The organism is Rhodococcus spelaei (assembly GCF_006704125.1).
GTDB lineage: Bacteria > Actinomycetota > Actinomycetes > Mycobacteriales > Mycobacteriaceae > Rhodococcus_G > Rhodococcus_G spelaei.
In genome coordinates this window covers 127,406-148,726 of sequence record NZ_VIGH01000006.1, presented here as the reverse complement: position 1 = coordinate 148,726, position 21,321 = coordinate 127,406, and the positions used below count along the sequence as shown (strand labels likewise).

Here is a 21,321-nt window from a genome sequence, read left to right as displayed (position 1 = left end):
CTGCCGACGTCGATCTGTCGTACCGATCCGACAAGATGAGCGGATGCCCGGACATCATCGGCTCGCGCCCTGGTTCGAGGAATTCCTCGTTCATCGCAGTACCGCCAAGCCCTCACCCAACACCCTCAAGGCGTATCGGCAGGACTACCGGTCGATCGCCGATCCGCTCGCCCGCGCCGCAGGGGTCGCGCTGGCCGAGTTGACGGTCGAGGTGATCGGCAAGGGGTCGATGCGGGCGGCGTTCGCGGATTACGCCCGAAGCCACCAGGCGGCGTCCATCCGGCGCTGCTGGTCCACCTGGAACATGCTGTGCGAGTTCCTGTTCACCGCCGACGCGATTGTCGCGAACCCGATGTCGTCGGTGCTCCGCCCGAAGGTCCCGAAGACCCTCCCGAAGGCCTTCCGCGCGGACTCGGTCGAACGTCTCATCACGACGCTGCAGTCACCGGACGAGGGCGGCACCCGTGCCTGGGCGGAACGCGACTTCGCGGTGATCCTCACCGGACTGTTGACCGGGATGCGGGCGGCGGAGTTGATCGCCGTCGATCTCGGCGACCTGCGCGACGACGCCAGCGACGGCGCCGGGTCCGCCAAGGTCATTCACGTGCACGGCAAGGGCAACAAGGAACGGGTGGTCACCGTCGAACCGGTGGTCGTGGACGTGCTCGGGGACTACCTGGCCAGCCGTTCGGAACGCTTCCCGGACACGGTCCGCAGGCGGTCGTCGACCGGCGCGGGTCCGTGGGACCGGTTCCGGGCGAGCGACCCGATGTTCGTGGGCCGGGACGGCCAGCGGATCACCCGCGGTACGCTGCAGTACCGCGTCGAACGCGCCTACCGCCGCGCCGGCATCAACGGCGACCGCGCGAAGGGCGCCCTCGTGCACCAACTCCGGCACACGTTCGCCACCGCGATGGCAGACCAGAACGTCAGCGTCTACACGCTGATGCGGATGCTCGGCCACGAGTCGATGAACACCACGCAGCGCTACACCACCGGGGCGGGAACGGCGGTCCGCGGTGCGGCGGCACTCAATCCCGCATACGAACTGGTCGGGCGCAGCGCCGCATCGCGTGACGCGGGCTCACACGAGTAGAGCGCGCAAGGTTTGGCCCCGCGCCAGTCCGGGTACGCCGCGTTCATGAGTATTCGAGACGTGCTGGGGCGCGCCGAGTCGGTGACCGCCCTCGATCCCGTCAGCGACGCACTGCGCACCCGTGTTCTCCGTGGACTCGACGACCGTCCGGCCGCGGGGCTTCTGCGCGGCTCGTGGCTGGGACATCCGGTGCATCCGGCGATGGTCGCCGTGCCACTCGGTGCGTGGACGAGTTCCCTGGTGCTCGACATCGTGTTCCGCGACCACCTCGCGGCCCGCCGGATGATCGGCTTCGGGTTGATCGCCGTGCCGCCCGCCCTCGCGACCGGATGGGCCGACTGGTCGCTGCGTGATGCACCCCAGCGTCGGGCCGGTCTGATCCACGCTGCGGGGAACACCGTCGCGGTGGTGCTGATGCTCGCGTCGTACCGGCGACGGAAGGCTGCACCCGGGTTCCGTGCCAGCGCACTGAGTGTGCTCGGGCTCGGCGCGGCCGGCGCCGCAGGCGCGCTCGGCGGTCACATCGCGTTCAGTGCAGACGCCTCGGCCACAGTTCCCCAGGCCGCCGTGCGGGACGACGTCGACGTCGGCTGACGGACGAGCCTCCTGCGCAACTCCGTGCGGTTGAGCATCGAACGTTTCAACTCCCGATGCGCGGGCATCCTCCACGCATGAGCCTGAACAGGCCGGCGGCCCAGTCGGTCGTTTCGCGTCGGGTCGGAACGCACCATCCTGATCGGCGACGAGATCTTCGCCAAGGTCGGCGGATACGTCCTGAGCAACCTGCCTGTGCCCTGCTCGCAATTCCGGTCGCCGCCTCGTTGCTTCTGCTCGCGCGCGAGACCATCCTGCCGCAACTCGACCGACACTAGATCGCCCGCGCCACACCCGGGTCCGCCCTCAGTCCGCGCTCAGCTCGTCACGCAGGCGACGCAACGTCCTGGACAGGATTCGCGAGACGTGCATCTGTGAGATGCCGAGACGTTCGGCGATCTGGGTCTGGGTCATGGAGCCGTAGAACCGCAGCACCAGGATGGTGCGCTCACGCTCGGGCAGCCGGGCCAGGGCCGGACCGACCGCGGTGAACTCCTCGACCGTCGCCAGTGCGTCGTCCTCGACGCCGAGCGTCTCCGCGAGCGGCACCTCGTACTCCCGGTCGCCCACCGCAGCGTCGATGGATATCGTCTGGTAGGCGCTCCCCGCGATCAGACCCTCCGACACCTCGTCGACGGCGATTCCCATCTCGGCGGCGATCTCGCTCGCCGTCGGTGCCCGCCCGAGCCGCTGGGACAGCACTCCCACGGCCTTCGCGATCCGCAGGTGCAGTTCCTTCATCCGGCGGGGTACCCGCATCGCCCAACCCGTATCGCGGAAGTGCCTGCGGACCTCGCCCATGATCGTCGGCACCGCGAAGGACACGAAGTCCGATCCGCGGGCGACGTCGAACCGGTCCACCGCGTTGACCAGCCCGAGCCTCGCGACCTGCACCAGGTCGTCGTACGGCTCGCCCCTTCCGCAGAAGCGGCGGGCGATGTGCTCGGCGAGCGGCAGGCACCGCGTGACGATCTCCTCGCGCACCGACAGACCGTCGTCCGCACCGAGCTCCGCGACTCGTTCGAACAGCCCGGCCACATCGTTGTAGTCGTCCGGCGAGGAGTTCGCGCGCCGATCGGGCGCGGCGGGGCTGAACTGCACTACACGCCGCCCCTGAGCTTCGAGAACTCGACGGTGGTGGGATGTCCGCCCTTCGACGTGTCCAACGGTGCCCGTGTCACCGCGATCGAGTCGGTGAGGCTCCGCAGTACGTGCCAGCCGAAGCCGTGCTGGTCGGGCCCTCTGTCGCTGCGGATGATCGACGAGATCCCCACGCACAACTCGTCGCCGGCGAGCTGGAAGCGGCAGGTCAGCTCCGCTCCCTCGACGGTGTCACCGATCAGGTCCGAGCAGACCTGATCCACCGCGAGCGTGACATCGGAGATCTCGTCGAGGTTGAACTCGTTGAGGACCGTGATGGTTTCGGCCATGGCACGCAGCACCGGCAGCTGCGCCAACTCGGCCGTGACGCGCACTTCGACGGCGGCACCCAGTTCCGTGGCTCCGGGTCCCACGCTTCCGACCTCTGTCATCGACACTCCATCGCGTAGTGGATCGCGGGCGTGAACCGTGTCGTCAACTTACCCAGGCCCGCGACAGCTCGAATCTCCGTTCGCCGGATCAGTAATCGTCTGCGGCCCACGCATCCGTCGAGTTACCCCAATCGGCACGGTGTCAAACCCCCGTCTGGCGACCACACGGCCGGTAGGAACGGACTTCGCCGAACCCTGGCGGCCGGATGACCATCGGGACCAGAATCGAGAGTGGCGAAGACGCGGAGGACATCACACGGAGGCAACCGCATGACGCCCACCCGAGAACACGGCACGCCCGACCGGCAGGATGCCGGACCCACGACGAGCTGTCTGAGGTGTGCACGCCTCGCCGTCCTCGTCTCTATCGCCGCGTGTCTGCTGGGGTCCACACCCGCGGTCGCGTCGGCGACCCGAATGGAACCGGCCGCACCCGTGTTCGCCGCGACCGCCGGATCGGGCATTCTGTCCGTCAAGCCCCTCGGTGGCCGCCAGTTCGACGTCACCGTCTACTCGGCGGCCATGAATCGCCCGATCCCCCTATGGGTGTCGCATCCCGATGCGAGTGCACCCGCGCTCTACCTCCTGAACGGCGTCGACGGCGGCGAGAACGGGGGCGCGTGGACCGGCCGGAGCGACGTTGCGTCGTTCTTCGCGGACAAGAACGTCAACGTGGTCGTCCCGATGGCGGGTCGGGCGAGCTACTACACCGATTGGGAACGCGACGATCCCGTTCTCGGACGCAACAAGTGGGCGACGTTCCTCACGCGGGAACTCCCGCCGATTCTCGACGCGGCATTCGGCATGACCGGGCGCAACGCGATCGCCGGCGTGTCGATGTCCGCGACGTCGGTCTTGGACCTCGCGATCCATGCGCCGGGCGTGTATCGCGCCGTCGGGTCCTTCAGCGGGTGTGCCCGAACCGGCGACCCGCTGGGTCAGGCCTACGTCTCGTCTCAACTCGCGCTGTTCGGTGGCACTGCCGCGAACATGTGGGGTCCGCCCGGCGATCCAGCCTGGGCGGACCACGATCCGAGCCTGCAGGCCGAGCGCCTGCGCGGCACGCAGGTCTACATCTCCGCAGGCACCGGACTGCCCGGACCGCACGAGGGGCTCACCTCACCGGGGATCGACGGGAACGTCGGGACCATGCTCGACCGTGTCGCCGTCGGCGGCGTCATGGAAGCAGTGATCGGGCAGTGCACGCGCCCGCTGGTCGACCGCCTGCACGCCCTGAACATCCCGGTCGTCGCCAATCTCGCACCCGTCGGAACCCACGCGTGGCCGTACTGGCAGGACAGCCTGCACGACTCGTGGCCGATGATGGCCGCCGCGATCGGTGCGTGACGCGACGACCTACCGGGCCTGTTCGTCGATGCCGTGCATCCGGAGATCGGCGATCGCCTTGGCGGAGTCCGCGTCGAGTTGCATCCGCTCAGCCATGGCCCACCGCAGCCTGACCGGAAGCACGGGCGCGAAATGCGAGAAGTACGAGAACAACCACTCCCGCCTGCCCACCAGGAACGGGTAGTCGGTGCTCATCATCTTCCGGACCACCAGCATCGGCAGCGGCGCATCCAGCGCGTGAAAGTCCTTGTTCCACAGCCCCGACTGGCGGCAGCCCGGATAGAACTGCCCGAGCATGAGCCCCTTCTCCACGAAGCGTGACTTGAACGCGGCGTGCACCACCTCGACCGTGTGCCCGTCACCGAGGGAGGGAAACACCGTCACCAGGGTGTGGGGTGACGAATCATGGTTCCCGTCAGGCAGTTCCAGGTAGGTGTGCAGCGCGTCGGCGATCACCGGCGACATCTGGTCGACGGTGAGTGCGACGCCCGGCACGAAACCGGCCCAGAACGTGCCGTGGACAACCGACTGCTTGACGAAGGGACACACCGGACCGCCTCGGCCGAGTTCCTCGTGCGGCTCGATCAGGTAGTCGATCACCCATCGAGTCAGCGCGGCCGCGTCGCGATCACGCCGAACGGGTCTGCCCTCGTCGTCGAACAGGCTGATCCAGTCGGTCCCGGACCTCGGCCCGGTGAGGTGCGCTCGAGTCATTCCGTCACCTCCCCGACCCCTGGATGTGACCGGGCCCCAGCCAGATACGCCGCCAGGACGGGTCCGATCACCGCCAGCACCTCGGGATTGGTGAGCTGCGCGTGCGCGGCGTCGACCGGACGCTGGGTCAGAGTTCCCGCAACGTACGGCCGCCACTGCTCCACGTCCATCGACGCGGTGACACCCCGGGTGGCCGAGAAGTACAGCAGGTCGCCGTCGAAGCGGCGCGGCCGGCAGTCGTGCGAGAGCCGAACACCGTCCACGTACCCACGGTGCAGCCGTTCGAGCTGGTCGGCCGTCAGCCCCGAACCCAGACTCGGACCGGACTCGGCGAGCCGACGCGACGCCTGTGCCGCAGTGATCTCGCGGTGCTCGCCGGCATGCTCGGGTTCGCGACCGAGCAGGTGGGTCAGCAGGTCGGACATGGTCGGCAGCGTGGGTTCCGGCGCGTCCTCCGGGATCACCACGCTGTCCAGCATGGCCAGCAACCGCACCTCGTCGCCACGTTCACGGAGCCGGACCGCAACGGCATGCGCGATCTGGCCACCGAGCGACCAACCCAGGAGGTGGTACGGGCCGACCGGTTGAGTCCGGGTGATCTGCCCGACGTAGAACGTGGCGAGTTGGTCGATCGTCGCCGCGGCCGGTGACGGCACCAGGATCGTCGGCGACTGCAGCCCGTAGACGGGGCGGTCCGTCACGTATGGGGTCAATCCCGCGTAGCACCACGCCAGCGGCACCGCGGAATGCACACAGAACAACGGTTCTCGGGTCCCGCGTCGGCTGAGGGTCAGCAATGGCCCCATCGCGTCGGCCGGTTCGTCGGCACCCACCCTGTCGATCCGGTCCGCCAGGTCGGCGATGGTCGGCGCGGCGTAGAGCCAGCGCACGGTGACCGGTGCGCCGGTGGCCTCGGCCAACCGCGCCGCCACGGCCACCCCGAGCAGCGAGTGCCCGCCGAGCTCGAAGAAGTCGTCGTCCAGTCCTACGCGGGGCCGGGCGAGCACCTCGCCCACCACGGCGGCGACCAGCTGTTCGGTCGACGTCACGGGCGCGCGATACCTCTGCGCGACGACCTCGGCCCGCGGCAATGCCTGGCGGTCGAGCTTGCCGTTCGGTGTCACCGGCAGTTCCGCGAGTTCCACCAGTGCCGACGGCACCATCGCGGGCGGCAACTCGGACCGCAGCCGGGCGATGACCGCCGCCGGGTCCAGTCGGAACCCCTTCTCGGCCACCGCGTACGCGACCAGCCGATCGCCCCGGGACCCCGAGTGCGCGACGGTCACCGCGGCCCGCGCGACCGCCGGGTCGGCCGTCAGCACCGCCTCGATCTCCGCCGGCTCGATCCGGTTCCCGCGCAGCGCCACCTGCGCGTCGGCGCGGCCGAGGAACTCGATCGCCCCGTCCTCGCGCATCCGCACGAGGTCGCCGCTGCGGTACATCCGGCCGCCCGCCGGATCCCAGGGGTCGGGGACGAATCGCGAGGCAGTGGCGGCCGGTCGGCGGTGGTAGCCGCGAGCCACGCCGGGACCGGCGAGGTACAGCTCCCCGCGCGCCCCGATCGGCGCGGGCCGCAGGCGCGAGTCGAGGACGCGTGCGTTCACGTGTGGCAGCGGTCGGCCGATGGTGACGGGGGCCGCCTCGGTCATCGCGTCGGTCTGGGTTGCCATCACGGTGATCTCGGTCGGCCCGTAGCTGTTGAGCATCTCGACGTGCGGCGCCCAGCGGCGGACCAGGTCGACCGGGCAGGGCTCGCCGCCCACCACGACGGTGCGCAGGCTCGGCACCGCCTGGGGCCCGATCGTCGCCAGCACCGCGGGCGTGGTGAGCAGATGGGTCACGCTCTGTTCTGCGATCAGCCGGGCCAGCTCGGCGCCCGCGACCGTCGACGGCGGTTCGACGACCAGCCGGGCTCCGCCGGCGAAGGCTGCCAGCAGCTCGAGCAGGTGCGCATCGAACGTGGGCGAATGTGCATGCAGCACCGTCGAACTGCTGTCGACGCGGTAGCTCTCGACGATGTAGTCGGTGAGCGGGCCGAGCCCGGCGTGGGTGACGACCACCCCTTTCGGGATGCCGGTCGAGCCTGACGTGTAGCTCAGGTACGCAGGATCCGCGTCGCGTAGCCGAGCCCGACGGTCCGCGTCACCCACCTCGGTCGATGCGCGCCTCGCGACGTCCCGAACCGTGCCGGGGTCGTCGAGGACCAGCCAGGCGGTGTCGGACGCGGGGAGTGCGTCGGCCCAGTCCGCGACGGTGATCCCGTGCCGCGCCCCGGAATCGGCCAACAGCCACGCGGTTCGCCTCGCGGGGTGCGTGGGGTCGATCGGCACCCGGCACCCGCCCGCCTTCGCTACTGCCCAGGTGGCGACGACCGACTCGACGGAGCGGGTGAGTGCGACCGCGACGACGTCCCCCGGCCCGATCCCGCGGGCGATCAGGGCGCGGGCCCACCGCGACGACGATTCGTCGAGCTCGCGATAGCTCACGGTCCGCGGCCCCTCGGCCAGCGCGACCGCGTCGGGCCGAGTCATGCCGGCGCGCAACAGGTCCGGCAACAGGTGCACGCGATTTTCGGTCCGCGGGCGCGACACGGTAGGCGGCACGGCCGAGGTCGGTACGACGGAGGGCAGGGAGCGGTCTGGCGCGGCCTGGAGGAACCTGTCGAGGAACCCCAGGAACCTCCGATGGTGCGCGGCGATGGTCGCGCGACTGTAGCGCGTGGGATTGGCCTGGAAGTCGATGCGGACACAGGTGTCGTCGGGACCGAGTTGGTAGCCGTTGACCAGGATGTCCTCGACCGGGCCCAGCGAGAGCAGGTGAGCCTGTCCCGACGTCGATCCGAGTGCGATCGGGTCGGTGAACCCGAGAACGTTGACCACCGAACCGAATCCACCGCGGGTGACGTGGCCGATTCCCCGGTCGCGCTGGATGTCCTCGTACCGGTACAACTGATGCCGAAGCGCACCGACGATCTTGGTGCGTACCTGAGCGACGACCTCGGCGACGGAGCGCTCGGTGACTGCCACCAGGCGCAGCGGGACGACGTTCGAGACACTGCCCGCCGACCGTCGCATTGCCGCCGTGGTGCGCGCGGCGACCGGCAGCGCCAGCACCACGTCGTCCTCTCCGGTCATTTGCGCCAGGTAGGACGCCCACGCGGAGATCACGAGCTCTGTGACGCCCGCGCCGTACCGGTTTCGCGCCGCTGCGAGCCGCGCCGTCGTCGCCGCCCCCAGCACGGACCCGACCCGGTGCGGCCGAGCGCTTGCCTCGCCGTACCGGTCGGCGAGACTCGTCACCCGCTCGAACCCGACCAGCTCGCGCAGCCAGTACTCCCGGTCGGCAGCGAACCGCGACGACGCTCGGTAGTCCAGGTCCCGAGCGACGATCTCGGCGGGCGACAGCGTCCGGCTGGCCGAAGGCAGGCCTCCGGTCTGGGCGGCGCCGTACAGTTCGGCAATCCGGTGCAGCAAGGTCGCCGAACCCACGCCGTCGAGCACGAGGTGATGACTGCGCGCGTACCAGAGGTGACGATCGGGCGCGACGCGAAACATCGTCGAGACGGACAGGTCTGCGTCGAGCAGATCCATCGAGGCGTCGAAATCGCGTTCCATCCAGTCCACTGCCGCCCGCGTCGGATCACGATGCCCGCTGACGTCGATTCGCCGCAGCCAGCCCGTCTCCCCTGGGCCGACATACTGGCGCACGCAACCGTCCGCGAGGGTGAACCGGACGTTCGGCGACCCCATCTCGCGGGCTGCACGCTGCCCACAGCGCTCGAGCAGGTCGACGTCGATCGGCCCGGACAGATCGAGGTACACCGCCACCGACATGGGCAGGTCTGGCCGCAGCTGTTGCGCGACCCAGATCGCTGTCTGCGCCGACGACAGGGGGAACAACTCGCAGCGGTACCCGAGGCCGGCCCCGACCGGTCCCGCGGCATGCTCGTCGGGTCTGCTCACCACCACTCCTCAGCGCAGTGCGGTCGACGCAGGGAGTTCCTTGGTTTGACGCTACGACAGCCGCGGCGACACGGAGGTGGTTTCGGGCAGGGGCCGCCCGTCCCCTGAATTCATTTCGCCGACTATCCGTTCCGCCAATTCGCGGACCTTGACGTTCTGGTGCTGCGACTGCTCGACGAGCACCACGAATGCGCCGGCCGCGTCCACCCCACGCGCGGCCATGATGACGCCCTCCGCCTGGTCGATCACGGCGCGGGACTCGAGTGCGCGCCGCAGCTGCTCGATCACCGCCACCGCCCGCCGGTACCGCCGCGCACTGCGGATCGCGCCGGTCGCGGCGGTGGTGTAGAGCTCGAGCATCGCCTCCTCGACCTCGCCGAATCCGTGGTCGGTGTATCCGAACACGTTCAATGTGCCGGCGTACTGGTCCTCGATGACGAGCGGCGCCGAGCCGCACCACCTGTCTGGTCTCGGCGGCGAGCAGACACGGCCCCTGGTTCGTCCGGTACTGCGCCGTGTCGACTCGAACCACCTGCCCGTCGGTCTGCCCCACCGTGCGCGGGCCCTGTTCGTCGACCAGCGTCACGCTGGCCATGTCCGCGCCCGGCAACAGTCACCGCACCTGCGCGCACAGAGCGAACATCGCGACGTCCACCCCGCCGTCACTGTCCAGGACGTCCTGCAGGTCTCGCAGCGAACGGGTCGCGTCGTCCAGCTGTGCTACGTCGGGGAGCTCCGGCCCGTCGTCCACGGCGTCCACACGTGTTGCGACATCTCGGAATCCTCCCGCGACCGGTCCACCGAAGGGCCTACTCGGAACTGGCGGTGCCTCGAAATCTACTCGCGGACAACCCGGAATGCCCCGGCGCATCGGCGCCTGCGCGTAGTGGCGCAACAGCTGATCGGAGCGTGGAGTGACAGCCGATCAGACGGCCGACACCGGTCACCAGCAGCACATGGTCGACTGCCGGCGAAGCCGAGACCAGGACCAGGTCCAGGCGCGACCGAACCGCCCGCTGCTTGGCATCGGCCAGTTGAGCGGCCGCCCCGATGCTGAGGAAATCCGCCTTGGACAGGTCTATCACCACGCCGTGGTAGCACGTGGAGAAGGCGTAGTCGAGGACCCGCCGGAACTGTTCGATGCTCGTTGCGTCGAGATCACCGCGAACCGACACCACTGCCGTGTGACAGCACCCGCCGCGATCAGGGGACCGGTACAGCGGACGGTCCGGATGCGGCGCCATCAAGCGGTGTTCGAGGGTGGTGGCAGCGGTCATGACGAACCTCCATCGACTAGTCGAATGTCAGTCCGCACAACTTTCCGGATGCCAGGAGGGACAGAAGTCCCGAATCGTGCAGGTGAGGCAGACGAACCAGGCCATGCACGTCGCGTGCGGACATGTTCAGCTGTGCGCTCAACCACTTACCGTTCTAGCACGGCCAGACAGGTCTGTACACCGCGGGGATTTCCACACGAAGAACGACTTGGTGCTGGCATTCCTCGAGGAGCGCGAGACGGTCTGGACCTACGGGCTCGTCGATGATCAGTCCCGCGCCCGGGGTGACACACCCGAACAGCAACTACTCGCGATCTTCGACGTCTTCGACGACCTGTTCAGTGACCGGGCACGGTTCGACGGTAGCTCGTTCATCACCGTGCTGCTCAAGATGGGTCCCGACAGCGTCGCCGGCCAAGCCTGCATCGGTCACCTCGAAACGATCCGCGGTGTCGTGCGCGAGCGCGCAGTGCGCGCCGGGTTGCGCGACCCGGAGGGCTTCGCGCGGTCCTGGCACATCCTGATGAAAGGCTCGATCGTCTCTGCCGTCGAGGGTGACACCGAGGCCGCGCGTCGAGCTCAGCGGATGGCACGCGCACTGATCGAAGCGCATCGCGGTGACGGAACTGAGCGCCGGTAACTCGATCGTCGACCCGCTCCGCTCCGGAAACACTGTCACCGGGATCGCGGCGCGCCCGACGTGGTCTCGGCATCGGTCCCGCTCGGCGTCGCCGACCTCTGATCGTCGAGTCGCCGGGACTTCGGGAGCTCGGCCGCGGGCGGCGAACCCTTCCCGTCCGTAGGCGCGAACCCCTCGGCGCGCCGGTAGTCGCGCACGCTCCGTACCGACATCCGCCCGAGTGCAGTGGCACCCAGAAACAGGATCACCGCGCCCAGTCCGTAGAAGTACGCGATCTGCTGCACCGCGACCATGCCGAGTGTGTCGCCCGTGGGACTGCCCGGCGAACCGGTGTTCGCCACCTCGGCGAGTGTCGGCCCGACGATGAACCAGGCGCCGGCGGCGCACGCCAGCCACGCGCCGAGCGCCGCGACAGCTCGATGCCTGCTGACCAGAATGAGGCATCCGCCGACGACCGTCACCGCCCCCGGAAGCACCTCGAGCCATCCGCGACCGGAGGTCCAGGTCCACGCCTCGTCCGGTGTGAATCCGAATGAGAAGGACGGTCCCACGAAGGGGATCACCGCTCCCCAGAGGCCCAGGAGCATCAAGACGAATCCCGTGGCCGCACCCCGGCTACGTGGCACCCACATTCGACCCCGTATCGCGGGCTCTTTCCGCGTCATTGTCCTTCTCCCCGTGCGATCACCGAGTAGCCGCCTCACCGCGGGCCCTCGACTCGTCGTTTACCCAGGTCCGTCACCGGGTAACCGTGGACGGCAATCAGTTGGAGGCGTCATGAGGATCGTCACGCTGCCCGTACTGGTCTGGCTGATCGTCGGGGCGGTCGCGGCGGGCAGAGTCAGTGGCGCGGACCGTGCGATTGACAACTGAAACGCGGGGTTAGGACACCGCAGGGACTGGGTACTCGATGCCTGGCGGCGCGGCGACTTCGTACCTCGCAGCCAACCGAACCGCACACCTGCGATCGGGCCATCACCAACAACAGGAGAAGCCATGGGCGCCGTCGACAAGGCGAAGAACAAGGCAGAAGAACTGGCAGGCAAGGCCAAGGAGAAGGTCGGGCAGGCAACCGGGGACAAGGACACCGAGGCTGAGGGCCAGAAGGACCAGGCCAAGGGCAATCTGAAGCAGGCCGGCGAGAAGGTCAAGGACGCCTTCAAGGACTGATCCGCACTACGACGAGGTGAGTGACGCCGGTCCGATCCCGCATCTTCAGCCGAAAGGTCAACTTGTGGCGGCGGTGGAGGCTCGCAAAAACCCCCGGGGGTGCAACTGCGCGCACCCCCACGTTTTCTCGTTCGGCGGCGACCTCTGCAGGCGACCTCAGCAGTAGTGCGCACGGCCATCCACTGCGTGGCCGCCACGACCCAGCAGCATCAGGATCAGGCCGATCACGAGAGGATCAGGCCGATCACGAGCACGACAATTCCGATCGTCCACAAGATCGGAATGCCGAAAACGAAGCCGACGACCAACAAGATGACCCCGAGAACAATCGGGACGATCTCCAATCGCCGAGGACAGAACAGGCCCTGTCGCACTGGACATACCCGACGCCCGCCAATTCGAAACTCGCGGTTCAGACAAGCATGGATCATCGACCGCGGGTAACAGACGAGTCCAATCGTGGCGAGTCGTCACTTCTCGATTGCACTGCGTGCCAGTCGGTCCCGCCGAGGCCACTGAAATTGCGCGTCCGCCTTCGGTTCGATGCGATCCGATTCGGCCTGACCTCCGTTTCACCCGCGGACGGCCGGGGTAGTCGACATCCACGAGGATTCGAAACGTGCCGGTGTCTGTCGAATCCGAAAATCGCTCGCAAGCGCGGCGGGAAACGCACTGCGCCGGCTGATGACCATCGGAACTGTCCGACACCTCGATCACGGTTCGCTCCACTTCGGGGCGAGTGGCACCACCACCAATCCGAATGGCGATCCGCACCGAATACCCGGCAGTCCACATCGCATCCGTCGCTCAGGAGTGAGACCGATGATCGACTACCGCAAGACCACCGCAGTCGCCCCCGACAAGGGCTTCACCGACGCCCTCACGAGCCTGACGCTGACCCCTGGAGTCGTAGGTACCGCGACACTGGACAACGGATCGGTCATCTTCCCGATCACCGGCGGGCACGTGAAGTACTACCCGCCCGGCACCGTCGACCCGTACGTGCAGGGGCAGATCAAGCACGACGGCAGCGGCCTGTCCCTGACCTCGGGCCCGACCAAGGTCGACGTGACCAATTCCGACATCGACCCCGGTACCTCCCTGCTCTACGGGGACGTGAGCGTGAACGGGACATCTTCGGCGCAGCACGCGATCCTGTTCGATCTGGACAGCCGCACCCTGCAACCGCTGCAGACCGGACCCGACAACACCGCGATCCTGCAGGGCACCCGGGTCCTGGTCTCCAAGGACGCCGCCGCGCTGTTGGACAAGACCTTCAACACCGACGCCGTCAAGGCCGGCCTGCTTGTCGGCACGGCGACGATCACCCTCAACACCACGTAGGCGACTGCATCGGGTCGGACGAAAGTGGCCCGCCCCGGCATCTCACCGGTGGAGACTCGGAAATGGTCCTGCGACACCGTTCCTCTCCCGTGGAGGGCACATGACCGACAGCAGCGGCGACCCGCACGTTCCCGACGGCCCCGTGGGCGGCGCGGACGGCAATGCCGACGACACCGCGTCCTACGGGTTTCCGACACCGGTGTGGAGGGCGATCGAGCGACATCGCCCGCCCGGGCTTCCCGGACCGCGGAGCTGGCGGAGTCCGATCCGCGGCCCGTGGCTCACGTCGATGTTCGGTGCCGTCCTCCTGATCGCCCTGCCGATCGTGTTCCTCACCGGTCTGCTCGACTACCTCGCGTACGGGCCGCGCCTCGGCCAGGCGATCCCCGCCCACGTCGGTTGGCTGCATCTGCCGTACTTCGACTGGCCGACCAGGCCGTCCTGGCTGTTCCGTCTCACGCAGGGCTTGCACGTCGGGCTCGGGTTGGTCCTCGTCCCGGTCGTCCTGGCGAAGCTCTGGTCGGTGATGCCGCGACTGTTCACCTGGCCGCCGGCCCGGTCGGGAGCGCAACTGCTCGAACGGCTCTCGTTGCTGCTGCTCGTCGGCGGCATCGTCTTCGAACTGGCCACCGGTGTCCTGAACATCCAGTACGACTACATCTTCGGGTTCAGCTTCTACACCGCGCACTACTTCGGCGCCTGGGTGTTCGCCGCCGGCTTCGTGATCCACGTGGCCGTCAAACTGCCCCGCATGCTGCACAGCCTCCGGTCCCGGTCACTGCGCACCGAGCTGCACACTCCTCTCGCCGAGACCCGTCCGGAACCGCTCGACCCGGACGGCCTCGTCGCGCGCGACCCCGCACCCCCGACGATCAGTCGCCGCGCGGCGCTCGCCCTGGTCGGCGCCGGCGGGCTCCTGATCGGGGCACTCACCGTCGGCCAGTCGCTCGACGGCCCCCTGCGGCGAACGGCCGTGCTGTTGCCTCGCGGGCGGACCTCCGGCCCCGGGCCGAACGGCTTCCCCGTCAACAGGACCGCCGCGGCCGCCGCGATCGCGCCGTCCGACGTCGGCACCGGTTGGACGCTGACGCTGCTGGGCGGCCCGCAGCCCGTGACAGTGACCCGCGACGAGCTGTCAGCCATGAGCCAACACACCGCCCGACTGCCCATCGCCTGCGTGGAGGGCTGGTCGACCTCCCAGTCGTGGAGCGGTGTGCGACTGCGTGACCTCGCCGAGCGCGCGGGGGTGCCGGCACCCGGCTCCGCCCACGTCGTCTCCCTCGAGCGGGACGGCCCCTTCGGTGCGGCCGCGCTGCACTCGGCGCAAGTGTTGCACCCGGATTCGCTGCTGGCCCTCCGCGTGAACGGCGTGGACCTCTCGCTCGATCACGGTTACCCGGCGCGGATCATCGTTCCGGCCCTGCCCGGGGTGCACAACACCAAGTGGGTCCGCTCGATCGAGTTCAGGAGCTGACATGCGCAAGAGCCTCGGCGCGGTACGTCGCTTCTACGGTGCGAACCCACTCCACCTGCTGTCCCTGATCGCATGTTTCGCCTTCATCGGCTATCTCGTCTCCGTCATCGGCCCCGCGACGCTGTGGAACCACGATGTCTGGTGGCAGTCGATCGTGGTGTGGTTCGTCGCTGCGGTCATCGCGCACGACCTCGTCCTGTTCCCGTTGTACGCACTGGCCGACCGCTCCCTGACCGCGTGGCCGTGGGCCCGGCACGGGGACCGACCACGGCCAGGTGTGCCACCGCTCAACTACGTGCGGGTTCCGGCATTGGGTTCCGGACTGCTGCTTCTGGTGTTTCTTCCCGGGATCATCGAACAGGGACGGTCGACATACCTCGCCGCCACCGGACAGACCCAGGCCGTGTTCCTCGACCGGTGGCTGCTGGTCACCGCTGTCATGTTCGGACTCAGTGCCCTGCTGTTCGCCCTTCGGGTTTCCCTGAGCCGGACACGGTCCGCGCCCGAGCCCGAGCGCGCCGTCGAACCTCCTCCCGGGGCGGCCGAGGAGCGCTGAGTTCACCGGCGGATGCCGTCCACATCGCCCACACCGAAGAAGGCCGAATGCTCATGTCGCGCACAGTGCCCCACGTCAGACGCACGGTGTCCGTCGACATGCTGTACGCGCAGATGCCATCCGGCAGACCGTACTGGGTCGCCACTGCGGGGGGCCCACGCCGTTCGCTCCCGACCGGCCGGTGGCTCGGAGGCGACGCCTCGACCACCGCAGACCGGTTCGTCGACGAACTGCTGGTCCGGGCCTGCACCGGCCCGACCATCGATCTCGGCTGCGGGCCCGGTCGCTTCACCGCGTCGCTGTCTGCGCGCGGCATCGCCGCCCTCGGTGTCGACAACTCGGCCGCCGCGGTCGACATGACGGTGCGCCGCGGTGGGATCGCCCTGCACCGAGACCTGTTCGCGCCGTTACCGGGATGCGGCGGATGGAACCGAGTGCTGCTCGCGGACGGCAACATCGGGATCGCCGGTGATCCCGTCCGCGTCCTGCGGCGGGCTCACCAACTCCTGGCTCCCCGCGGTCTCGTCATCGCCGAGATCGATTCTCCTCAGGTCGGGATCCGCCGCGAACGCGTGCGCTGGGAGACCGACCACAGCATCGGCACCTGGTATCCGTGGGCCCGGGTGGGTGCCGCCTCGGTCGGCATGCTCGCCGAAGCCGCGGGCCTTCGGGTCGTGGAATCGATCGAGGCCTGTGGACGATTCATCGTTGCGATGCTGGCGGACTGACGCTCCCGGGGCGTCACCCCGGCACTCACCAGTTGGTGAACAGGAGATGGTTGAGAGCCAGCGCGCCCGCCACCTGGGCGGCGAGCCAGTACCGATGACTCGGCGGTGGCAGCAGAGCGGGCGCGGCGAGCAACCACAGCGCGAACGGCAACCAGATCCGTTCGGTCTCGGCCTTGCTCAGGGCGGAGAGGTCGGCGCACAGCACGGCGAGCAACGCGGCGACGACGAGGAGGTTCACCGGTTGTCTGGCACGCAGGTCCGGCCAGCACAGTGCTCGAACCAGCCCGGGGACAACCGCGATTCCCGTGGCGCACACCAGCGAGGCGAGGTTCGCCCATCCCCAGTAGGCGAACGGGCGATCCGTCGCGATGCCCTGCCAGTACCGCTCCTGCACAAGCATGTAGCCGTCGAACCACCAGAACCCGGCCGCGGTGAAAATCGCCGCCACGGCTGCCGCGCCGACCAACGCACCCACCAACGGACGGTAGCGGCCTGCGACGACGAGAACCGCCACGGCTGGTAGCGCCATCAGTGCGAGCCCGTAGCTCAGGTAGACCCCGAATCCCAGGAGCACGCCTGCCAGGACCGACGCCAACGCGGTCCGCCGCGCCGTGCCGGTGACCGCCAGTGCGAGCAGAGCGATTCCCCATGCGGTCACGCCGGCGAAGAAGCCGTCGGCGGACACGGCAATCCAGATCGCGGCCGGCGCGATCGCGACGAAGGGTGCCGCCATCCGGGCCCGTAACTCGTCGCCGAGCGCCCGGATCGTGACCACCACCGCGGCCGCCCCGGAGGCCCCCACGATCACGCACACCGCCGCGGCCCACGCGCCGCCGCCGAGTCCGACACGGTCGAGAAGGACAAAAGTGAGTAGCGCGCCCGGCGGGTGCCCGGAGACGTGTGTGTGCCAGGAATCGGGCTGGCCGTCCAGGATTCGCGCCGAGAACCCCCGCAGCATGGCCGGGATGTCGGTGACGCCCGGAACCTCGCTGAGGTACTCGTCCCGCGACACCAGTCGGCCGGCGAACCCGCGCTGCCAGCCGTCGACCATCGCCAGTGAGAACGCCCACGCCACCGCCGAACCCCAGGTGACGAGCGGCAGCCACCGCCACGACACGCGTTGGGCCAGTCCCGGACCCCAGAGCACCGTCGCGACCCCGATGAGCACGGCACAGGGGGTGCCCCAGCCGACGTGCGGATCCCACCACCCGAAGATCGGCGCCGCCTGGGCGAAGTCGTGAATCTTCTGCGGACTGCTCCGGATCAAGGGTGTCACCGTCGTGAACCCGACATGCGGCACGACGAAGGCGACCGCGACCAAGACGACCGCGACCGCCGCCGCGGCCAGGTCTGCGCGGGAGAACCGCCGCGACTGCCGGACTCCGGCCTCGCGCTGATCAGCCGACGTCATCGCGACCGGAGCGCGACAGTGCGCGGAAGACTGCGCGGAAGGAACTGCCCTCGGCCACCTCGCCCGACACCCTCCGCGCGTCGTCGAGGGTGTCGACGTCGGAGAGGACCGCGAGCTCGGTTACCCGACACCCGCACTGCCGCAACGCGTGCAGCGTGCACGCGCCGGTGTCGCGTCGCGACGGCGCGATGTCCGCGAGTATCTCGGCCATGGTCGGCGACGTGACGCCCAGCGCCCACCAACCCCCGTCAGTCGCGGCACCGAACACCGCGTCGACCTCGGTACGCGCGAGTGTCGCGGCGGCGGCGCCCAGCAGCTCCGGCGTCACCTGCGGGGTGTCCATGCCGATCTGCAGCACCGGGCAACGACCGATCGCGGAGGCATCGGCGTGGGCGTTGACGAGCCGGCGCGCGAAGCCCGCCCCGCGTTGCGGGATGACGACGAAGTCGTGCAACAGACCCGCGATCTCGGCGCCGTGCCGGGCCGCGCCGAGGTCGCCGGTGAGCGCGACGATCCGGGTGGCGACCGGGGCGGCCCTGACCGCTTGGAGGGTGTCCCTGAGCGACGCCGAGGCCAGCTCGGCCGCATCGCCCGGGGAGAGCGCGGGGGAAAGTCTCGTCTTCGCCTGACCCGGCACCGGCGCCTTGGACACGACGAGGAGCGCGCACCGGGTCATCGGATCTTCGGCGCTGCGCGTCATGTCAACACCTTCCAGAAGTCCCGCACCGCCCGGACACTGCCCGCGACCGATCCGGACACCTTGGACGACCCCGCTGTCCGCGGGCGGTAGGTGACATCGCGTTCCTCGACGCGCAGCCCCGCCTGCGCGGCGCGCACGAGCACCTCCAGTGGGTACCCCGACCGGCGGTCGGTGACGCCCAGCGCCAGCAAGCGCTCGCGTCGGCAGACGCGAACCGCGCCGATGTCGTGCACGTCCAGTCCGTACCGCCTGCGCAGCCGTCGGGCGATCAACGTGTTGCCCAGTCGTGCGTGCACGGGCCACCCGGCGTGCGGTGCCGGCCGGCGCCTGCCGACCGCGAGGTCGGCGCCCGCACGGACGAGCCGGACGAGTTCGGGTAGCTCTCCGGGGTCGAGCGACCCGTCGCCGTCGAGCACGCACACGATCGGTGTTCGGGCGGCCAGGACTCCGGCGTGTACGGCGGAGCCGTACCCGGGCTCGGGTTCGTAGACGACCTCCGCGCCGCACTCGCGCGCGACGTCGGCCGTACCGTCGGCGGAGCCGTTGTCGACCACCAGTGCGCGATACCCGTCGGGCATCGCCGCCAGGACACCGGGCAGGGAACCCGACTCGTTGCGACACGGAATGACCACCGTCACGCGGTTCTCTCCCGCCGCGGGGTCGACGCGCCAGTCACACACGGGGCGCCCCCTGGGGAACCGTGTCCCGCAGCGGCGAGCGGGCGAACTCGGCCAGCCCCGGCCCGGGCGCGATCGCCGCCCGGAAGCCGAGCAGTGCGGTGGCCCTGCCCGGGTCCGCCACGATGTGCCGCACATCGCCGGACCGATACTGCCCGGTCACGACCGGAACCGGTCCGCCGCCGGCGCGCGTCAACGCGAGCGCCACGTCGCCGATGGTCACGGGGCAGCCCGAGCACACGTTCAGCGGGACGAATCCTCCGAGCTCCGACTCCACCGCCAGGACGTTGGCCTGCGCGACATCGCGCACGTGCACGAAGTCCCGCGCCTGCTTGCCGTCCTCGAACACCGCCGGTGGCTTCCCCCGGGCGAGCGAGGATCGGAACATCGCCGCGACACCCGAGTACGGGGTGTCGCGCGGCATGAGATCGCCGTACACGTTGTGGTACCGCAACGCCGTCACCGCACCGCCGGTCGCGAGCGACCAGGCCAGCGCATAGTTCTCCTGCGCGAGTTTGCTCGCCGCGTACAGGCTCCGCGGATGCAGCGGCGCCGACTCCTGCACCAGTTCCCAGGCCAGGGTCTCACCATCCAACGGGCACCGGTGCTCGAAGACTCCCTCGTCGAGATCGCTCGGCACCCGTTCCTCCGGTTCCACCGGGCCGTGCGTGGGGCACCGGTAGCGACCGTCCCCGTAGACCACCATCGAGGAGGCGAGCACGAGGCGCCGGCACCGGCTTCGGTGCATCGCGGCGAGCAGAACCGCGGTACCGAAGTCGTTGTGGCTCGCGTACGCCGGCGCGTCCGCGATGTCGACGCCGGCACCGACCAGGGCCGCTTGATGACAGACGACATCCACACCGCGCAGGGCGTGTTCGAGGCCGTCGCCGTCCCGGACGTCGGTGCGCACGACGCCGTCGGGGGTCGCGGCGTCACCGTGAGCGGACCCCACGATCGCGTCGATCGCCACGACCTCGTGACCACGCTCGAGGAGTGCGGGCCACACGTGCCCGCCGACGAATCCCGCCGCTCCGGTCAGCAGCACCCTCATGGCAACTCGATCGGCAGAGTCACTCCCTCGTGCACACGGCAATGCGCACATTCCGTGGCCTTCGGTGCCGCCGCGACCGACGAGCGGACGAGATCCTTGAACGGGCCGATGTTCCGCTCGAACTCGGCGAAGACTTCCGACGCACGCACGCCCTCCCCGACGGCGACCCCGGCGTCCAGGTCGGTAATCAGAGCCATTGTCGCGTAACACATTTCAAGTTCCCTGGCCAGGACGGCCTCGGGGTGCCCGGTCATGTTGACCAGGCTCCAGCCCTGCGCGGCGAACCAGCGACTCTCCGCCCTCGTGGAGAACCGCGGTCCCTCCACCACCACCATCGCGCCTCCGTCCACCGTCCCCGGTTGCAGCGCGGCCGCGCGCAGACTCGGGCAGTACGGGTCCGCGAACTGCACGTGCACCGCGCCGCCGTCGAAGTACGTCTGCGTCCGGCCCGACGTCCGGTCCACCAACTGGTCCGGAACGACGACCGTTCCGCGAGCGAGGTCGGGGGTGAGGCTTCCGGCCGCGCACGGCGCCAGCACCTGGCGTACGCCCAGGCTGCGCAGGGCCCACATGTTCGCGCGATAGGGCACGGTGTGCGGCGCGTGCTCGTGGTTGGCGCCGTGCCGCGGCAGGAACGCCGTGCGGCGTCCTCCGACCTCGCCGAGGGCGATCGACGCACTGGTCGCGCCGTACGGAGTCGCGATGTCCACCGACTCGGTACCGCCATCGAAGAACGCGTAGAAGCCGCTCCCCCCGATCACCGCCACGTCCGGACGTGGCCCGCGCATCGGTACCGACACCGTTGCCATGTTCGACATTGTTCTCCCGTGCGATGACCCGCACTGCGGATTCGCCGTGGTGAATCTCGGGATGCTCGTCCTCCACTGACCCGAGACCCGGGCGGGGCAGCCGTGGTGGGTGCCACCGGACAGGGACGAGAGCCGCCGCGATGACCTCCCGTGACCCTGGGTTTGCGACTGGACGCCCGGGTACCCTCGCCTTGTGGCTGAAACACCGCTCCGTCAACACAGGAAGGGCGTTCAACCAT

At 69.3% G+C, this 21,321-nt stretch carries 21 protein-coding genes and 2 pseudogenes; 9 read left to right on the top strand and 14 right to left on the bottom strand.

The window, feature by feature from the left end; genetic code table 11:
• Positions 1-43 precede the first annotated feature (43 nt).
• Entirely contained in the window at positions 44-1,096 is a 1,053-nt protein-coding gene (locus tag FK531_RS14560; protein WP_142100510.1) for a tyrosine-type recombinase/integrase, read from the top strand.
• Between the two features lie 45 nt (positions 1,097-1,141).
• Positions 1,142-1,690, top strand: coding sequence for a DUF2231 domain-containing protein (locus FK531_RS14555; protein ID WP_142100508.1), 549 nt, complete (start codon positions 1,142-1,144; stop codon positions 1,688-1,690).
• Positions 1,691-1,996: 306 nt separating this feature from the next.
• On the opposite strand, the gene FK531_RS14545 is transcribed toward FK531_RS14555, so the two are convergent.
• Both FK531_RS14545 and FK531_RS14540 read right to left on the bottom strand, forming a co-directional pair.
• Positions 1,997-2,791 (bottom strand): SigB/SigF/SigG family RNA polymerase sigma factor, encoded by a 795-nt coding sequence (locus FK531_RS14545; RefSeq protein ID WP_142100504.1) that lies wholly within the window; start codon positions 2,789-2,791, stop codon positions 1,997-1,999.
• Positions 2,791-3,222 (bottom strand): ATP-binding protein, encoded by a 432-nt coding sequence (locus tag FK531_RS14540; protein ID WP_142100502.1) that lies wholly within the window; start codon positions 3,220-3,222, stop codon positions 2,791-2,793. The genes FK531_RS14545 and FK531_RS14540 overlap by 1 nt, the downstream gene beginning before the upstream one ends.
• Before the next feature lie 417 nt (positions 3,223-3,639).
• Between FK531_RS14540 and FK531_RS14535 the strand changes: the two genes are divergently transcribed.
• A complete protein-coding gene (locus tag FK531_RS14535) occupies positions 3,640-4,569 on the top strand; it encodes an alpha/beta hydrolase (protein ID WP_435531055.1) in 930 nt (309 codons plus the stop codon).
• 9 nt (positions 4,570-4,578) lie between these two features.
• On the opposite strand, the gene FK531_RS14530 is transcribed toward FK531_RS14535, so the two are convergent.
• The 5 genes from FK531_RS14530 to FK531_RS14515 form a co-directional block, all read right to left on the bottom strand.
• Positions 4,579-5,283, bottom strand: a complete 705-nt coding sequence (locus FK531_RS14530) for a DUF6875 domain-containing protein (protein WP_142100498.1) — start codon at positions 5,281-5,283, stop codon at positions 4,579-4,581.
• Positions 5,280-9,245, bottom strand: coding sequence for a non-ribosomal peptide synthetase (locus tag FK531_RS14525; RefSeq protein WP_246098162.1), 3,966 nt, complete (start codon positions 9,243-9,245; stop codon positions 5,280-5,282). Before FK531_RS14525 ends, FK531_RS14530 begins: the two co-directional genes overlap by 4 nt.
• 51 nt (positions 9,246-9,296) lie before the next feature.
• Positions 9,297-9,650, bottom strand: coding sequence for an ANTAR domain-containing protein (locus tag FK531_RS14520; protein WP_246098188.1), 354 nt, complete (start codon positions 9,648-9,650; stop codon positions 9,297-9,299).
• Positions 9,651-9,858: 208 nt separating this feature from the next.
• On the bottom strand, positions 9,859-10,005 hold the full coding sequence (locus FK531_RS22410) for a hypothetical protein (protein ID WP_181762964.1): 147 nt from the start codon (positions 10,003-10,005) through the stop codon (positions 9,859-9,861).
• A 49-nt stretch (positions 10,006-10,054) separates the two neighbouring features.
• Positions 10,055-10,522 (bottom strand): STAS domain-containing protein, encoded by a 468-nt coding sequence (locus FK531_RS14515; protein WP_142100494.1) that lies wholly within the window; start codon positions 10,520-10,522, stop codon positions 10,055-10,057.
• A 190-nt stretch (positions 10,523-10,712) separates the two neighbouring features.
• Here FK531_RS14515 and FK531_RS14510 point away from each other — a divergent pair.
• Positions 10,713-11,162: pseudogene (locus FK531_RS14510) on the top strand (TetR/AcrR family transcriptional regulator); the annotation flags it as partial.
• Between the two features lie 35 nt (positions 11,163-11,197).
• On the opposite strand, the gene FK531_RS14505 reads toward FK531_RS14510, so the two are convergent.
• Entirely contained in the window at positions 11,198-11,749 is a 552-nt protein-coding gene (locus FK531_RS14505; protein ID WP_181762963.1) for a hypothetical protein, read from the bottom strand.
• Positions 11,750-12,158: 409 nt separating this feature from the next.
• Here FK531_RS14505 and FK531_RS14500 point away from each other — a divergent pair, with 409 nt between their 5' ends.
• Positions 12,159-12,332 (top strand): CsbD family protein, encoded by a 174-nt coding sequence (locus tag FK531_RS14500; RefSeq protein WP_142100492.1) that lies wholly within the window; start codon positions 12,159-12,161, stop codon positions 12,330-12,332.
• A 156-nt stretch (positions 12,333-12,488) separates the two neighbouring features.
• Here the strand turns inward: FK531_RS14500 and FK531_RS23070 are convergent.
• A pseudogene (locus tag FK531_RS23070) lies at positions 12,489-12,661 on the bottom strand (DUF6131 family protein).
• 493 nt (positions 12,662-13,154) lie between these two features.
• Here FK531_RS23070 and FK531_RS14495 point away from each other — a divergent pair.
• From FK531_RS14495 to FK531_RS14480, 4 genes are all read left to right on the top strand, one after another.
• Entirely contained in the window at positions 13,155-13,676 is a 522-nt protein-coding gene (locus FK531_RS14495; RefSeq protein ID WP_246098161.1) for a hypothetical protein, read from the top strand.
• A 100-nt stretch (positions 13,677-13,776) separates the two neighbouring features.
• The gene (locus tag FK531_RS14490; RefSeq protein ID WP_142100490.1) at positions 13,777-15,150 is read left to right on the top strand and encodes a molybdopterin-dependent oxidoreductase; all 1,374 of its coding nucleotides are present in this window, start codon (positions 13,777-13,779) and stop codon (positions 15,148-15,150) included.
• A 1-nt stretch (position 15,151) separates the two neighbouring features.
• Complete coding sequence (locus FK531_RS14485; protein ID WP_142100488.1) at positions 15,152-15,706, top strand: hypothetical protein; 555 nt, start codon at positions 15,152-15,154, stop codon at positions 15,704-15,706.
• Between the two features lie 53 nt (positions 15,707-15,759).
• Positions 15,760-16,434, top strand: a complete 675-nt coding sequence (locus FK531_RS14480) for a methyltransferase domain-containing protein (RefSeq protein WP_246098160.1) — start codon at positions 15,760-15,762, stop codon at positions 16,432-16,434.
• Between the two features lie 25 nt (positions 16,435-16,459).
• Here FK531_RS14480 and FK531_RS14475 read toward each other — a convergent pair whose 3' ends face one another.
• Genes FK531_RS14475 through FK531_RS14455 form a run of 5 tightly spaced genes read right to left on the bottom strand, consistent with a single transcriptional unit; the run spans position 16,460 to position 21,082 of the window.
• Complete coding sequence (locus FK531_RS14475; protein ID WP_142100486.1) at positions 16,460-17,845, bottom strand: hypothetical protein; 1,386 nt, start codon at positions 17,843-17,845, stop codon at positions 16,460-16,462.
• The gene (locus FK531_RS14470; RefSeq protein WP_142100821.1) at positions 17,832-18,521 is read right to left on the bottom strand and encodes a TIGR04282 family arsenosugar biosynthesis glycosyltransferase; all 690 of its coding nucleotides are present in this window, start codon (positions 18,519-18,521) and stop codon (positions 17,832-17,834) included. Before FK531_RS14470 ends, FK531_RS14475 begins: the two co-directional genes overlap by 14 nt.
• Before the next feature lie 20 nt (positions 18,522-18,541).
• Positions 18,542-19,183 carry a glycosyltransferase family 2 protein gene (locus FK531_RS14465; protein ID WP_246098159.1) on the bottom strand — a complete coding sequence of 214 codons (642 nt, stop codon included), beginning with the start codon at positions 19,181-19,183 and terminating at the stop codon, positions 18,542-18,544.
• A 34-nt stretch (positions 19,184-19,217) separates the two neighbouring features.
• On the bottom strand, positions 19,218-20,273 hold the full coding sequence (locus FK531_RS14460; RefSeq protein ID WP_142100482.1) for an NAD-dependent epimerase/dehydratase family protein: 1,056 nt from the start codon (positions 20,271-20,273) through the stop codon (positions 19,218-19,220).
• Positions 20,270-21,082, bottom strand: a complete 813-nt coding sequence (locus tag FK531_RS14455) for an S-methyl-5'-thioadenosine phosphorylase (RefSeq protein ID WP_142100480.1) — start codon at positions 21,080-21,082, stop codon at positions 20,270-20,272. Before FK531_RS14455 ends, FK531_RS14460 begins: the two co-directional genes overlap by 4 nt.
• Between the last annotated feature and the right edge of the window lie 239 nt (positions 21,083-21,321).

Excerpts from the sequence above, each read along its gene's own strand:
- FK531_RS14455 (WP_142100480.1), bottom strand. The coding sequence starts at position 21,082 with ATGGCAACGGTGTCGGTACCGATGCGCGGGCCACGTCCGGACGTGGCG.
- FK531_RS14500 (WP_142100492.1), top strand. The coding sequence starts at position 12,159 with ATGGGCGCCGTCGACAAGGCGAAGAACAAGGCAGAAGAACTGGCAGGC.
- FK531_RS14515 (WP_142100494.1), bottom strand. The coding sequence starts at position 10,522 with ATGACCGCTGCCACCACCCTCGAACACCGCTTGATGGCGCCGCATCCG.
- FK531_RS14530 (WP_142100498.1), bottom strand. The coding sequence starts at position 5,283 with ATGACTCGAGCGCACCTCACCGGGCCGAGGTCCGGGACCGACTGGATC.
- FK531_RS14540 (WP_142100502.1), bottom strand. The coding sequence starts at position 3,222 with ATGACAGAGGTCGGAAGCGTGGGACCCGGAGCCACGGAACTGGGTGCC.
- FK531_RS14495 (WP_246098161.1), top strand. The coding sequence starts at position 13,155 with ATGATCGACTACCGCAAGACCACCGCAGTCGCCCCCGACAAGGGCTTC.
- FK531_RS14480 (WP_246098160.1), top strand. The coding sequence starts at position 15,760 with ATGTCGCGCACAGTGCCCCACGTCAGACGCACGGTGTCCGTCGACATG.
- FK531_RS14490 (WP_142100490.1), top strand. The coding sequence starts at position 13,777 with ATGACCGACAGCAGCGGCGACCCGCACGTTCCCGACGGCCCCGTGGGC.
- FK531_RS14555 (WP_142100508.1), top strand. The coding sequence starts at position 1,142 with ATGAGTATTCGAGACGTGCTGGGGCGCGCCGAGTCGGTGACCGCCCTC.
- FK531_RS14485 (WP_142100488.1), top strand. The coding sequence starts at position 15,152 with ATGCGCAAGAGCCTCGGCGCGGTACGTCGCTTCTACGGTGCGAACCCA.
- FK531_RS14560 (WP_142100510.1), top strand. The coding sequence starts at position 44 with ATGCCCGGACATCATCGGCTCGCGCCCTGGTTCGAGGAATTCCTCGTT.
- FK531_RS14535 (WP_435531055.1), top strand. The coding sequence starts at position 3,640 with ATGGAACCGGCCGCACCCGTGTTCGCCGCGACCGCCGGATCGGGCATT.
- FK531_RS14475 (WP_142100486.1), bottom strand. The coding sequence starts at position 17,845 with ATGACGTCGGCTGATCAGCGCGAGGCCGGAGTCCGGCAGTCGCGGCGG.
- FK531_RS14470 (WP_142100821.1), bottom strand. The coding sequence starts at position 18,521 with ATGACCCGGTGCGCGCTCCTCGTCGTGTCCAAGGCGCCGGTGCCGGGT.
- FK531_RS14460 (WP_142100482.1), bottom strand. The coding sequence starts at position 20,273 with ATGAGGGTGCTGCTGACCGGAGCGGCGGGATTCGTCGGCGGGCACGTG.
- FK531_RS14505 (WP_181762963.1), bottom strand. The coding sequence starts at position 11,749 with ATGCTCCTGGGCCTCTGGGGAGCGGTGATCCCCTTCGTGGGACCGTCC.